The sequence below is a fragment of the Acinetobacter sp. AYS6 genome, from assembly GCF_025630795.1.
GTDB lineage: Bacteria > Pseudomonadota > Gammaproteobacteria > Pseudomonadales > Moraxellaceae > Acinetobacter.
The window spans coordinates 313,636-328,462 of record NZ_JAOTNV010000006.1; the positions used below are offsets into that span (position 1 = coordinate 313,636).

Sequence of the window (14,827 nt, forward strand, 5' to 3'; positions counted from 1 at the left end):
TTACCTAATGAGCAGGAGGTGACGAATGAGTAGTTTAGTCCAAACAAAACCTAAAAACCAAAGTACATTTTTGATTAAATTTTTCCAACAATTGAGGTTATATCCGGCGCATTTAAAAAACTATGCCATTGCTTTTACATCTATAGCTTTTTGGATAGTCATTTGGCAAGGACTTGCTCAGTTTAAAATAAATTTAGGCATTGTGAACTTTAGCAATGTCCCGACACCATTAGATGTCATTCATGCGCTTTGGGCTTTCTTTCAACTCAGCACTGCATTTGAACATGTTGAATCTAGTGTTTTTCGCGTAGTAGTTGGTTTTATATTGGCAGCTCTAATTGGTGTAGGAATTGGTTTGTTGGCAGGACGTTATCAAAAACTTGCTGCATTTCTAATGCCGCCATTAGAAGTATTACGTCCAATCCCAGCAGTTGCATGGATTCCTTTAGCGATTCTGATTTTTCCATCCTCAGAAGCTTCTATGATTTTTATTACGTTTATTGGGGCTTTATTTCCAATTTTATTAAACACCGTACATGGCGTTGGTGCAGTTGACCCAAGACTCGTTGCATCTGCGAAAAGTCTAGGTGCTTCTGATCTCGCCATCATTTATGAAGTCATTATTCCGGGCGCATTACCGAACATTATTACGGGTTTATCTATTGGAATGGGCACTTGTTGGTTCTGTTTAGTGACTGCGGAAATGATTTCGGGTCAACACGGAATTGGATACTTCACGTGGGAATCTTTCACCTTGCAAAACTATAGCAATATTGTGGTTGGTATGGTGCTGATCGGAGCGTTAGGTATGTTTAGCAGTACATTGGTACGTGTGATTGGAAACCGATTTACTCCATGGTATCAACTGAGGAAATCTTAAAATGTCAATTACACAAGGCCATGTGCGTATTCAAAATCTATCGCTACATTTAGGGCAAGCTAAAAATCGTTTCCAGGCATTAGATCGAGTTAGTTTCGAAATACAACCGGGTGAGTTTATTTGTCTACTTGGCCCATCTGGTTGTGGAAAATCAACATTATTAGGTGCTTTGGCAGGGCACTTACCCATTAGTTCTGGGACTTTAACGGTTGATAATGAATCTATCCTTGAACCGCATCCAGACAGAGGTTTGGTGTTTCAACAACATACCTTATTTCCATGGAAAAGCGTGCTTGAAAATATTGCTTTTGGTCTGAAAATGAAAGGCATCGCCAAACAAAAGCGTATTGAACAAGCTAAGAAAATGATTGATCTGGTCGGACTTAAAGGTTTTGAACATAAATTTCCAGCTGAACTCTCTGGCGGCATGCAGCAACGGGTTGAAATTGCGAGAGTACTGATTAATCAACCTCGTATTTTATTAATGGATGAGCCTTTTGGTGCGTTAGATGCTCAAACTCGTTTAAAAATGCAAATGCTATTACTCGAAATTTGGCAAGAAATTCAAACTTCAGTTTTATTTATTACCCACGATATTGATGAGGCACTTTTTTTAGCCGATCGAGTGTTGATTATGAGCCATCGACCGGGGCGAATTATTGAAGAAATTCCGCTTAAGTTTGAACGCCCAAGAGACGTTGAGCTTGTAACAAGTAGTGAATTTACAGCCATTAAAAAGCATTGTATCCAGACTTTAAAAGAAGCTACTCAACAAGAAGAGTTAAGCCGTTTAAATCCATTAGGGCTTGGAAAGAAATCACAAATTAAGGAATACGAATGAGTTTTTATTATCAAGCTTTAGATGACCTCGATGAATATAATCAGGAATTTCTTGCACAGCTTAATCACGCAGATGAAAAAATTCGCTTTGTCGCTTTAATGAATATTGGTGATGAAGAAAATCCGGATTTGCTTCCTTGGTTGCATGCAGCGCTACAACACGATTCTTCAGCTTTAGTTCGTGAAGAGGCGGCAAAAAAGTTAGAAAGTTGGGAAGATCCAACCAGTTTGCAAGTATTGGCTCAAGCCTTATTTGATACAGATGTGAATGTGACACAAGCTGCCAGCCAAAGCTTAAGCGAAGTCAAAAATGCGGCATCAGCCCAGATCCTTGCACCTTATTTAAAGCATACGGATACTTTTGCTCTTAGCGCAATTTTACGTGCTTTAAAACCTTTACGACCACAGCAATTATTTACAGAGATATCTGCTTTGGTACAGCATGAAGATGCTCTTGTGCGCCGTGAGGCAGTCAGTGCATTAAGTTGGTTACAACAAGACCAAGCGATTACCATATTGGCAAAAACTGCTGAAACAGATACTGACGATGAAGTCCGCCGCATTGCAACAGGTGGTTTGGCTTATAGTCAGAACATAACAGCTGATGTTATCCAAGCGCTTCAACATTCTTTAACTTCGGAAAGTTGGCAACTAAGAGTTGAAGCTGCACTTACGATTGGAAAATTACATATCGTTCAGCTCGAAACTCCCTTAATTCATGCTTTATCTGACTTATATTGGCAAGTACGTATTGCCGCAGTTCGAAGCTTAGGGTTACTCAAGTCGCGTCTGGCAGTTGCTCATTTTTCTGATAACTTTAATCATGAAATTAGCAATTTACGTAAAGAGGTCGCTTTAGCACTCGGTGAAATTGGTACGGCAGAAGCTCAGAAGTTATTGGAACAACATCAAAGTGACTCAGATCCAGAAGTACGAAAAGCGATTCGTATTGGTTTAAATCAAATTGATGAGGTGAAATATGCAAACCAGACCTGATATTCGTGTGGATACGATAACCAAACAGGTTCACTTTATATGGACTGATGGTTTAAGCGTATCTCTGAGTCATCAAAATTTAAGGGAAATTTGTCCATGTGGCTTTTGCCGAGCGAAGCGAATTAAGCAAATTAAAATAGAGCATCAAAATATTGAAGTGACAGCTATGTTCGATCAAGGCTACGGTGCCCAAATTTGTTTTAGTGATGGGCATGATAAAGGAATTTTTCCGTGGGCTTTTTTAAAAGAATTTGCTAGGTGCTAAAAAATGCCTTCTGCTTGGGACAGAAGGCATCTCATTTAATCAATGATCATGTTCTAAATAGTCTGGTTTTTTCGGAAGCGCAAGGCTACACAAGAAACAGATAATCAGCATGACAATGACATATATAAAGAAGGTATTTTCAATTCCAGCAGCTTTGAATTGCAAAGCAACCGAAGGTGCAGAACCACCAAAAATAGCATTACCTACTGCATATGAAAATCCTACCCCGAGTGCGCGTACGTGAGGTGGGAACATCTCAGCTTTGACTAGGCCACTAATAGATGTATAGAAACTCAAAATCATCATCATAAAAATGAGTAGCAAGGTAATGATGATCGGCGAATCTATATAATTAGGCATCCCAATTGCCATCACTGGATAGATAAAAATCGCAGATAATAAGCTAAATGCCAGCATTGAAGAACGTCGCCCAATACGATCCGAAATAGAACCAAATACAGGTTGAGCACACATATAGACAAATAGCGCGAAGGTCATGATATAACCAACGGTTTTTCCATCCATCCCTAAATTAGTTAAATAGGTTTTTGAATAAACAGTTTCTACATAAAATGTTAATGAACCAGCAGAGGTGTATCCGACCACCAATAAAAAAGTTTTCCAATGCTTTTTAAACAGCTCTCTTAAGCTACCAGACTCTTTGCGTTCACTATCTTGATGAGAAAGTGTTTCTTCTAAACGACTACGTGCGAGCAAAGATAAAATTGCTGCAATACCACCAATAACAAATGGAATACGCCAACCGCCATTAAGCAATTGGTCCTCACTCAAAAACGTTAATAAAATTACGCCAAGTAAGCTGGCAAGTAATTGACCACCAGAGAGGGTGACATATTGGAAAGAGGAATAAAAACCACGTTGACCCTTTAAGCCTAATTCACTCATATATGTTGCGACTGCACCATATTCACCACCCACCGATAAGCCTTGAAGCAAGCGCACGACTAGCAAAAGAAAAGGGGCAAATAGGCCAACTTGGTCATAAGTTGGTAGGGCTGCAAATAGAAAAGAGCTCAAAGCCATGAGGCAAATAGAGACAATCATTGATTTTTTTCGACCGTGCCGGTCTGCAATGCGCCCAAATATCCAGCTACCAATAGGACGCATAAAAAAGCTTGCTGCAAATACACCCCATACATAAATAGACTTGGTCGTACTATCCATGTCTGGTGCAGTCAGAGCTTGAGTAAAATAAGCAGCAAATACTGCATAGATATAAAAGTCGAACCATTCAACCAAATTACCTGAAGCTGCGCCTACAATCCCTCGTATTCTGCTGCTCTTTTCTTCCTTAGTATATGTCATAGATATTCCGTCAGTTAGCAGAAAAAAATAGAAATTTTCAGATGTATTGAACAGGAAATAGAATGAATTTTTAGCTATCACTCAATCCTGAGTACTTTCTTAGAATTTCTCTCCATTCATTTTTTATAATTTTAAATTTCCATTCTAGTGATTCTATGATCTTTTGTTCGATTTAAAGATATTTTTATCGATTATCGAACATTTCCTTAATTTAATTAAATGATCACTGCACCATAAACTTTATTTAAAATCAAACATCTAATTTATCCAGCATATTTGTTATTGTATTCCTCCTTGGTCTAGACCTATTTCTGAGCTTAGTTTCATTTTGATTATTTGGTAATACTTAAAAAGTTATAGTCCCAATTTCAAAGAAAATAAATGAAATTCATATAATGATGACGCTTTATTACACAAAATTTACTTGATCTAAAAATTATATAATCTGTTGTTTCTGGATATTTGTCACTGTATTCTTTCGGGGCCAAAAATAGGGAACACCTCCGATTTTTAGCACACTTATATTATGTACGCTATGAGCAGGTCGTTATTCAATGGACAGACACACGTTAAATCTTCACTTCATAACATGCTCTAAAACAGCATTGGCTTCATCTATTGCACTTATAGCATCTGTTGTTTATGCAAATGAAGCGGAGGTTTCGCAGCTCCCAACCATTACTGTGAACGCCACACAAAATAGTGATGCTCTATATACATCAAAAAAAGTTAATTTATCTGGTTTTCAAACAGGCGATGTAAAGAAAGTTCCTGCATCTATTACGACTATTACCTCTGAGCGCCTAGCAGATCAACATGCAAAAACACTGACTGATGTTATTAAAAATGATTCATCGTTAGGGGATGGCTACGCTGCAATTGGTTATTATCCTAATTTTATGGCTCGTGGCTTTGCACTCGATTTAGGCACAAGTTATCTCATTAATGGCCATACCATACGTGGCGAGCAAAATGTAGCTTTAGAAAATAAAGAGCAAGTTGAAATATTAAAAGGTATTTCTGCGATTCAAAGTGGCATGTCGACTCCAGGTGGTGTAGTCAACTATGTAACGAAAAGACCTGCCGATGTTAAAACTATTAAGGTCGATGCAAATTCAGAAGGTGGCTATACACTGGCAACGGATGTAGGTGGCTTTTTAAATGATAACTTTGGCTATCGAGTCAATTTAGCGCATGAAAGTATTCACCCAAACGTTGATCATGCAAATGGTAAGCGTGAGTTTGGTTCGGTTGCTTTAGACTGGAAAATTAATGATCGCTCTAATTTACTGTTTGATGTTGAAGCTCAGCATCAAAGTCAACGTTCTGTACCGGGTTATCAACTGCTTAATGGGCAAGAAGTACCAACAAATGTAGATCAAGACCGTTTATTGGGTTATCAGTCTTGGAGTAAACCGGTTGTAAATAACAGTGTAAATGCGAGTTTAAAATATCAATATGCATTTAATGATCAATGGAATGGTAGCTTAAGTGCATCACAAAGTCGTGTTGTGATTGATGATAATAGTGCTTTCCCATGGGGATGTTATAACGATATTTGTGAAGTTACTGGTTTAGGCAATACTTTTGATAAACACGGTAATTATGATATTTACGATTTCCGCAGCCCAGATGATACACGTATTACTAACCAGTTTGCTGCTGGGTTAAATGGTCAATTCAACACTGGCAATATTCAGCATCAAGTAGCTTTCGAATTACAACGTACATATAAAACCTTAAAGCACCATACACCACTAAATGTAGCGGTAGGAACAGGCAATATTTATGAAGATACGGTCGACTACAATCCTTCATTGGAAAGTCCAGGCGATCGTTACAAAGCTCTAGAGAGTGATCAAACTACATTTACTGTATCTGACCGAGTTCAATTTAATGATCAGTGGTCAACTTTATTGGGTGGGAAATTTATTCATCTTGATGAGCAAGCCTATCAGCCAGATGGGCAGCAAAGCCGAGATACAGATTTAAATAAGTTCTTGCCGCAATTAGCGCTTATGTATAGCCCAACTGCTAAAACTAATCTTTATGCTTCATATGCCAAAGGATTATCAGATGGTGGTGAAGCTCCATGGTATGCAGAAGCGAATGCTTATCAAGTCCTATCACCTAGAAATTCTGAACAATATGAACTTGGTGTTAAGCAACAAATACGCAACTTTTTATTAACAGCAGCTATTTTTGATTTAAAACAAGATAATCAATATACGACTACAAATTCTGAAGGAAAATTAGAATTTGTTGAGCAAGGTGAACAGCACAACCAAGGTATTGAATTAGGTTTAACTGGTACCTTAACTGATACACTCGATGTAAGCTCTGGCATTACCTATACCAAATCTCGTCTTGTTGATATTGATAGTGACAGCTACAAAGGTCATCAAACTCAAAATGTACCAAAGGTACGCGCAACTGCACAGTTATCTTATAAAGTACCTTCAGTTGAAGGGTTAAGATTACTCAGCGGTATGCAATATAGTAGTAGTAAGTATGCAAACAAAGAGGGAACAGCAAAAGTAGGTGGCTATAGCGTCTTTAATATTGGTGCTGCCTATAAAACAAGTTTTGCTGGGCATGACACAACTTTTAGATTCAATATTGATAACTTATTTAATAAGAAATATTGGCGTGATGTGGGCGCATTTATGGGGGATGACTATTTATTCTTAGGTAATCCACGTACAGCTCAGTTCTCTACAACTTTCAGTTTTTAAAGTATAGAACAAATAAAAAAGGAGCTTATAAAAGCTCCTTTTTTATTTCAGGAATTAAGCCGACATTTTTGGTTTAACCATATTATTAATCGACAAGATTTCATCAAGCACTTGTGCTGATAATAAACCTTCATTTTGAACTAAAGCCAATACACTTTGTCCAGTTTCATTTGCAGTTTTAGCAATACGAGTTGTAGTTTCATAACCCAAATATGGGTTAAGTGCAGTCACAATCCCAATTGAGTTTTCAACTAAAGCTTTACAGTGCTCAGGATTCGCCGTAATCGTATCAATACATTTACTTTGGAACATGGCCATCGCATTACCAAGCAAATCCATAGATTCAAATAGTTTGAAAGCGATAAGAGGTTCCATTGCATTTAACTGGAGTTGACCTGCTTCAGCCGCTAACGTTACAGCCAAATCATTTGCAATAATCTGGAAGCAAGCAAGGTTCATTGCTTCAGGAATAACTGGGTTTACTTTACCCGGCATGATCGAACTACCTGGTTGACGTGCTTCCAAGTTAATTTCATTGATACCAGTACGTGGACCGCTTGAAAGTAAACGCAAGTCATTGGCAATTTTTGAAAGTTTAGTTGCGGTACGTTTTAATAAACCAGATAAAAGAACAAAATCGCCCATATCCGAAGTTGCTTCGATTAGATCAGGAGATGACTTAATTTTTTTACCAGAGATTTTTGCAAGTGCTTGAATCGCAAGTTCACGGTAACTATATTCAGTAGTAATTCCTGTACCAATCGCTGTTCCGCCAAGGTTCATATAAGCCAAAACATTTGGAATAAGCGTATTAATTTGCTCAAGGTCTTTTTGTAAAGTTACCGCAAAAGCACCAAACTCTTGACCTAATGTCATTGGCACAGCATCTTGCAACTGGGTACGACCCATTTTTAAGATATGAGCAAATTCTTGAGACTTGTTGCGGAAACTTAAAATTAAGTTATTAAAAGGAAGATTTAGTTCATCTAAGCTTAATAACAAACCTAAACGAATCGCAGTAGGGTACACGTCATTTGTTGACTGTGACATGTTAATGTCATTATTTGGATGTAAATATTGATACTGACCTTTTGAATGTCCCATATATTCTAAAGCAACATTCGCCAATACTTCATTTGCATTCATATTGGTTGAAGTACCAGCACCACCTTGCATCATATCAATCGGAAACTGGTCGTGAAAATTACCGCGAATAAGTTGATTACAGCTGTATTCAATTGCTTCAAATTTAGTTTGATCTAAGCTTTTAAGATTATAGTTAGCTTCAGCACAAGCAAGCTTTACCATTGCTAATGCTTTAATTAAATGAGGAAAATTTCCAACTCTGCTTTGTGTTAAGTTAAAGTTTTCTAGAGCACGTAATGTTTGAACTCCGTAATAATCATTATTATTGATTTCTCTATAACCAATAAGATCCTTCTCGATACGGGTGGTAATTTCAGCGTTCATCATTAAACTTCGAATTAGTAGAGGAGATAATTCATATTAGTTTTCGAAATGCTTCACTTCTAATGCATTTATCAAGTTAATTATGCATTTTTTGCATAACAGGTTTTCCCTTTTCCAAACCGAAAATAGAAAAAATTTTTTCTTTATGAATTATATCTAAATTTTATTTTGTAAATTAATGGCTTACTTTTTAGAAAAATTAAAAATAAAAAGTTCTATGATGAAAGAAATGGATATGCAATTTAAAAAATAACTGAATAGCAAATTTTAGACTTATTAATTTAAGTGAAATATCAAGTAAATTTACGCGTATAATAACATTTGAAGTGTAGCTTATCTAACAAATTTATATAAAAATGTGATGCATTTCACATAAAAATCACTATAATACGAAAAAATCTTAGTTTTAAGTTTATGTTAAAAGTCACAGCTGCATTAATTATTTTGGGTAGTTTTACATACTATGTACTTTTTCATGGTGAAGAGAAGAGCGAGTCTAAAACTTCTCGTCTGCTTAAAGAAGCAGAGCAGTCTATTGCTTCTGCGGAAACCTCTGTAAACAAGGCTAATAGTATCGTAGCAGTATCTTATAAATAGTCAGGATTACTCAGTTTAACTATTTTATATTATCCATCAAAATATTGTTTTATCTAAATTTTATCAAACTTTAGATAAAAGACTGTATGTATAGAGACAAAATTCATGAGAATGAAGTTTATCGCCTATGATCCCAATTCTGGGGAAAAAGTAAGCTTAAAAGAGCATATCCATCAAATTGATAAATACACCACATATATCTTTTTTAGCGATGAAAAAGATAATATGGTATTTAATCCTCAGAAAAAGCAAGTTTTTGAAATTACACAATATACTTCTAATATGATGGTTGAAATTTCAAGAAAGCTATATTACCTCATTGGTGAATATTAGAAGTTTGTTTCAATTCAAATTTTGGGTAGATACTTTAGTAGAATAGTCAGGTTTATTTAGTTGAAGTATACTGCAAATATATCTTCTGATTTGAATGTATACATTAGGTCAGAGAGCTTAAATCCTGAAATGAGCAAGATAGTAATATTTTAGTTTTACAGTCCGTATTCTTCCCCAAGGTGCGGACTTTTTTTATCAAAATTAAAACATAAAGAAATCCTTGGATTATTCTTATTTTTTATTAAGATTGAACTCTTCATTTACTTTGGTTATGGACAATTTAATTATTGATTTAAAATAATTTTTATCATAAAAATTTTATATTTGTATGAGTTGTAGAGTTAAATCAAAGTCTTTTATTCTCTTACGCTCTTTTCTATGTCAGAATTATTAAATACTTACTTTTTATCGTTTGGCTTTGCCATTCTTCCATCGCATTTTTGCAGGTAATCCCATGTTTTATATTTTTCATTCATCTATTCAGCTATTTAGTCAGCTTCCCAACAAGACAAATTAAGGACATAAATATAAAAAGGGAATGCATAAAATGAACTTAGAAGTACGTTGGGTAGAAGATCTTTTGACGTTAGAGCGAGAGCGTTCTATTTCAAAAGCAGCAGAAAAACGATTTATTAGCCAGTCCGCTTTTACACGTAGAATTCAGCAAATAGAAGAGATGATTGGAGCTGAAGTTATTATTAGAAATAATAAAAATAATATTGAATTTACCGACATCGGGCGAATTATGCTGGTGATGTCTAAAAATATTGAGAAGCAGGTGGAAGAGACCGCTAAGCTGATTAAAAATATTAAAAATGAAACTGAATCTACGATTCGTTTTTGTGTAGTCCATTCATTAGCATCAGGTTTTTTAACAACTTTCTTAAAAAAATTCCCAACGTTTATGCGTGATTTAAAAATCGAAATTGTCGCGACGAATAGTGGTGAAGGCTTATCTCTTTTAAAAGAAGGTGCCTGTGACTTTATGATTTGTTATGCAGACCGATCTAATATTAATCGTGTGGGTGATGATATTTTAAGTGGCATCAAGATTGCTGAAACAGAGATTGTTCCTGTGTCAGCTACTGAAGCAGACCACACACCTAAGCATACAATTCAGAGTAATTTTTCATTACTGGCTTATAGTAAACATGCGTATTTACGAAAGTTAGTAGATCAACTGATCGAAGGTAAATTGATCTATAAAACTTTATACGAGACTGATAATGCAACCAATTTGAAAGAGCTCGTATTACAAGGTTTAGGGGTCGCATGGATTCCAAAAATCAATGTAGAGGATGATCTTGCTACCGGAAAACTCGTCATGTTAGATCATCATGAGTATTGTCTTCCCCAAGATATTTATATTTTTAAAAATAATTTGAGTGATAACAAATCAGTCCAGCAAATCTGGAAAGGCTTTCAAATTCAGCATGATTAAATTTTAAAAGATTTATAATGATATGAGCTGTATTCACTAGATTTATATACAAAGTAACCAAATAAAGAGACTATGCTTTTGTCTTTATGATGAAAGGCTTTATAAAGCATTGCCGATGGTCTAGATTCTTTGTTAATTTAGACGATACATCAATAATTTAAAAAACAGGTTTAGCATTTTTATCTGTGCTATACCTGTTTTCAGTCCTTTTTGAATGGATTATTTGATCCAGACGGAGACAATTTTGTTTGATCTAGATAGTAGATTACTAAATATTTTTTATCATATTTATCGGTTTAAAAGCGTTTCAATGGCTGCTGATGCGATTGGCCTTACACAACCGAGTGTTAGTAATGGACTGAACAAAATCCGACAGCATTTTAATGATCCTCTTTTTATTCGTGTTGGTAATGAGATGATTCCAACCGAATTGGCTAAAGAAATCTTTCCGCTCATTAGTGAGGTGATTGATAAAGTTGAAAGTATTAATAACTTTAGTGTGAACTTTGACCCGCTTACCTCGGACCAACTTTTTACGATTGCGATGACAGATGTATCTCATCTGGTCTTATTACCGCAATTAACCAACTATTTGAAAGAGAAGGCGCCTTTAATTCGGTTAAACATTCGACCAATTACGCCAGAAACCAGTTATCAAATGGCAAATGGTGAAATTGACCTTGCAATTGGCTTTTTACCTCAACTAGAAGAAGGCTTTTATCAACAAAAGTTTTTTAAACAACATTATGTTGTGATTAGTTCTAAGAGCCATCCTCGTTTAAATCCGCAAAATTTTACTTTAGAAGATTATATGCGTGAATATCATATTGATATTGATGCGGGTATTGGGCACTACCATATTAAAAATGAATTACAGAACAAAGGATTAGATAGAAATATTTTAATTCGCTTACCAAGCTATCTAGGGGTAGGCTTAGTTGTTCAAGAAACAGATGCGATCGCAACAGTGCCGTATTATTTGAGCCAAGTCTTGTTGGTCAGAGAAAACTTACAGATTTTACCAGCACCTCTAGACTTCCCAACCTATGATGTTAAACAGCATTGGCATATGTCTTGCCATCATAAAAGTAGTCATAAATGGTTCCGCCAAACCTGTTATGAACTTTTTAAAGTCTAAAAAAGAAGATGTAAGAAAAATTCTTACATCTTCTATGTAGTTTGATTTTAGATTTCAATTGCGACAGCTGTAGCTTCACCACCACCAATACATAATGCAGCGACACCTTTCTTTTTACCTAGACGTTTTAAAGCATAAATAAGAGAAAGGATAATTCTTGAGCCAGTTGCGCCAATTGGGTGTCCTAAAGCACAAGCTCCGCCGTGTACGTTAACTTTTGCTTCATCAATACCGAGTTCATGAATTGGTGCCATGGCTACCATTGCAAAAGCTTCATTAATTTCCCAAGCATCTACCTCATCCACAGACCAACCAGCACGCTCAAGCACTTTTTGGATCGCACTAATCGGAGCAATGGTAAATTCGCTTGGATGCTGTGAATGAGTAGAAGTTGCCACAATTTTTGCTAAAGTATTTAAACCATGGCTTTGAGCATATTCTTCCGTGGTAAGTACTAATGCAGCAGCACCATCAGAAATTGAACTTGAGTTTGCAGCTGTAATTGTCCCATCTTTACTAAAAGCTGGGCGCAATGTTGGAATCTTCTCAAGATTAGCTTTTAATGGTTGCTCATCTTGATCAATAACTTCGACACCTTTACGGGTTTTTACTTCAACAGGAACAATTTCTTCTTTGAAGTAACCTTCGGTAATGGCAGTTTGCGCTTTTTTCAATGAAGAAATCGCAAAGTTATCCATTTGCTCACGTGTAAAACCTTTGGTATTTGCCATGTCTTGAGCAAAAGAACCCATTAAGCGGCCTGTTTCTGCATCTTCAAGCCCATCTAAAAACATATGGTCCTTAATTTCACCGTGACCCATACGGTAACCACTGCGAGCTTTCGGCAGAATATAAGGCGCATTGGTCATAGATTCCATACCACCTGCAACAATAATATTGGCACTGCCTGCTTTTAAAGTGTCTGAAGCCATTAACACCGCTTTCATGGCAGAGCCACACAGTTTATTAATAGTCACTGCACCGACATGATCAGGTACACCAGCTTTACGCATCGCCTGACGAGCAGGACCTTGACCGATACCTGCACTCAACACACAACCAAAAATAACTTCATCTACTTGTTCAGGTGCAACACCAGCACGTTGAATCGATTCACGGATTACAGCGGCGCCAAGTTCTGGTGCAGATAATGAGGATAAACTACCTTGAAAACCGCCCATTGCCGTACGGCTACCTGAAACTATAACAATTGAACTCATCTTAATATCTCTTATTAATGTATTTGCTAAATTTGCCTTTAGCCGAAACTAAAGGCGCCAGTAAATTAAAAAGTGGGTGGGGTGTAGCTAAGCGTTCTTCCAAAAAACCACAATAAAAATAAAACTAAGGGAAAGTGCACGACGAGCTGAGTAACTGTAAAACCAATCACATCTTTTGCTTTTAATTTTAAAATGCCAAGCATTGGTAGCATGAAAAATGGATTGATTAAATTTGGTAAAGCCTCGGCTGCATTATAAATTTGTACAGACCAGCCCAAATGAACTTTTAAATCATTTGCTGCTTGCATGACATATGGAGCTTCAATAATCCATTTTCCACCGCCAGAAGGTACAAAGAATCCCAAGATGGCAGAGTAAATTCCCATCACAATCGCAAAGGTTTCTTTTGAGGCGATAGAGACGAAAAACTCGGCAACATAATGCGATAGCGATAAATCTTGACTGTTTAAAGCTTGCGTCATAATAAAGGCAATGCTTCCGTAAAGTGGAAACTGAATTAAAATTCCCGATACAGCTGGAACTGCTTTTGCAACGGCATTTAAGAAATTTCGTGGTGTTCCGTGTAACGCCAGACCAAGCATTAAAAAGACAAAGTTGTATGTGTTTAAGCTTGAAATAGCAATAATTGGATTACTTTTTGAAAATTCAAAGAACATCCAGATTAAACCTAAGGCCACCACAATAATTGTTAAAATAGGCGAGTTTTCTAACCAGTCACCTGGACGGGTAGATTTCTCTTCATGTGGTTTCTCCTCTTCAAATTGCACATCAAAACTTTCAATCGTTTTAACGTTATTACCTTTTGGTGCAGACCAATACGCGATTGCAATTGAGACAATGACCAAAATAATCGTCATTGCAATTGATTGCCAAAGAAAAATGGTTTCGGTAAATGGAATAACGCCAGTCAGATTGTAAATTGACTCAGGTAAACTACTTTTATTTGCTTGAAGCTGTGCAGCAGAAGAGCTGATCCCAAGTGCCCAAGTGGCACCCATACCAATAATTGCAGCTGCCGCAGCAGCACGGTAATCCATGTTCAGCTCTTTACGTTTCGCTAATGCAATCACTAAAAGTGCGGTAAGAATGGTACTTACTGCCCAATTGACTAGCGAAATTAATAAGCTGACAGTTGCCACCAGAACAATAGCACCACGCCCAGAATTTGGAATACGCGCCATTTTTTGAATCAGGAATTTTATTGGCTTAGATACAGAAACGACATAACCCACAATAATCAGCATGGTCATTTGCAGGGTAAAGGGAATAAGACTCCAGAAACCATTACCAAATGAAGTCGCTACATCGTGAATTGGGGCACCAATACCCAAAGCGGCAATAGACACAATAATGACGCCGAGTAGTGCAAAAATATATGAATCTGGAAACCATTTTTCAGACCAGTCACTAATCCGAAGAGCAAATCTTTCAAAAATTCCTTGCTGTTTTTCCATAGCTGAAAAATCCTTCTCGTTCTTATTCATTGACAGCACATCCGGTGCTTAAAAGGGTTAAGACTCAAGCTCACTTTCTAGCTTAAGTCTTATATGGGTAACTAAAAATTA

Annotated in this window: 13 protein-coding genes; 9 read left to right on the forward strand and 4 right to left on the reverse strand. The window is 36.5% G+C overall.

The annotated features are described in order from the left end of the window. The first annotated feature begins 25 nt into the window (after window positions 1-25). The 4 genes from OD757_RS09815 to OD757_RS09830 are packed head-to-tail and all read left to right on the forward strand — an operon-like array spanning window position 26 to window position 2,981. Window positions 26-880: an ABC transporter permease gene (locus OD757_RS09815; RefSeq protein WP_263031733.1), complete on the forward strand. Its 855-nt coding sequence runs from the start codon at window positions 26-28 to the stop codon at window positions 878-880. 1 nt (window position 881) lies between these two features. Continuing rightward, window positions 882-1,721: an ABC transporter ATP-binding protein gene (locus OD757_RS09820; RefSeq protein ID WP_263031734.1), complete on the forward strand. Its 840-nt coding sequence runs from the start codon at window positions 882-884 to the stop codon at window positions 1,719-1,721. Beyond that, on the forward strand, window positions 1,718-2,716 hold the full coding sequence (locus OD757_RS09825) for a HEAT repeat domain-containing protein (RefSeq protein WP_263031735.1): 999 nt from the start codon (window positions 1,718-1,720) through the stop codon (window positions 2,714-2,716). The genes OD757_RS09820 and OD757_RS09825 overlap by 4 nt, the downstream gene beginning before the upstream one ends. Beyond that, complete coding sequence (locus OD757_RS09830) at window positions 2,700-2,981, forward strand: DUF971 domain-containing protein (RefSeq protein ID WP_263031736.1); 282 nt, start codon at window positions 2,700-2,702, stop codon at window positions 2,979-2,981. The genes OD757_RS09825 and OD757_RS09830 overlap by 17 nt, the downstream gene beginning before the upstream one ends. A 39-nt stretch (window positions 2,982-3,020) precedes the next feature. On the opposite strand, the gene OD757_RS09835 is transcribed toward OD757_RS09830, so the two are convergent. Then, a complete protein-coding gene (locus tag OD757_RS09835) occupies window positions 3,021-4,307 on the reverse strand; it encodes an MFS transporter (RefSeq protein ID WP_009393348.1) in 1,287 nt (428 codons plus the stop codon). Window positions 4,308-4,861: 554 nt separating this feature from the next. Between OD757_RS09835 and OD757_RS09840 the strand changes: the two genes are divergently transcribed. Next, complete coding sequence (locus tag OD757_RS09840) at window positions 4,862-7,042, forward strand: TonB-dependent siderophore receptor (protein ID WP_263031737.1); 2,181 nt, start codon at window positions 4,862-4,864, stop codon at window positions 7,040-7,042. 54 nt (window positions 7,043-7,096) lie between these two features. On the opposite strand, the gene OD757_RS09845 is transcribed toward OD757_RS09840, so the two are convergent. Beyond that, window positions 7,097-8,515, reverse strand: a complete 1,419-nt coding sequence (locus OD757_RS09845) for an aspartate ammonia-lyase (RefSeq protein WP_009393346.1) — start codon at window positions 8,513-8,515, stop codon at window positions 7,097-7,099. Between the two features lie 411 nt (window positions 8,516-8,926). Between OD757_RS09845 and OD757_RS09850 the strand changes: the two genes are divergently transcribed. From OD757_RS09850 to OD757_RS09865, 4 genes are all read left to right on the forward strand, one after another. Beyond that, complete coding sequence (locus OD757_RS09850) at window positions 8,927-9,109, forward strand: hypothetical protein (protein WP_204389645.1); 183 nt, start codon at window positions 8,927-8,929, stop codon at window positions 9,107-9,109. Between the two features lie 111 nt (window positions 9,110-9,220). Continuing rightward, entirely contained in the window at window positions 9,221-9,442 is a 222-nt protein-coding gene (locus tag OD757_RS09855) for a hypothetical protein (protein WP_081399980.1), read from the forward strand. Window positions 9,443-9,989: 547 nt separating this feature from the next. After that, entirely contained in the window at window positions 9,990-10,883 is an 894-nt protein-coding gene (locus OD757_RS09860; RefSeq protein ID WP_263031738.1) for a LysR substrate-binding domain-containing protein, read from the forward strand. Window positions 10,884-11,127: 244 nt separating this feature from the next. After that, window positions 11,128-12,021 (forward strand): LysR family transcriptional regulator, encoded by an 894-nt coding sequence (locus tag OD757_RS09865; protein ID WP_204389647.1) that lies wholly within the window; start codon window positions 11,128-11,130, stop codon window positions 12,019-12,021. Window positions 12,022-12,068: 47 nt separating this feature from the next. Here OD757_RS09865 and OD757_RS09870 read toward each other — a convergent pair whose 3' ends face one another. Together OD757_RS09870 and OD757_RS09875 are read right to left on the reverse strand one after the other, a co-directional pair. Beyond that, window positions 12,069-13,241: a thiolase family protein gene (locus OD757_RS09870; RefSeq protein ID WP_263031739.1), complete on the reverse strand. Its 1,173-nt coding sequence runs from the start codon at window positions 13,239-13,241 to the stop codon at window positions 12,069-12,071. A gap of 65 nt (window positions 13,242-13,306) precedes the next feature. Next, entirely contained in the window at window positions 13,307-14,716 is a 1,410-nt protein-coding gene (locus OD757_RS09875) for a short-chain fatty acid transporter (RefSeq protein ID WP_263031740.1), read from the reverse strand. Window positions 14,717-14,827 lie beyond the last annotated feature (111 nt).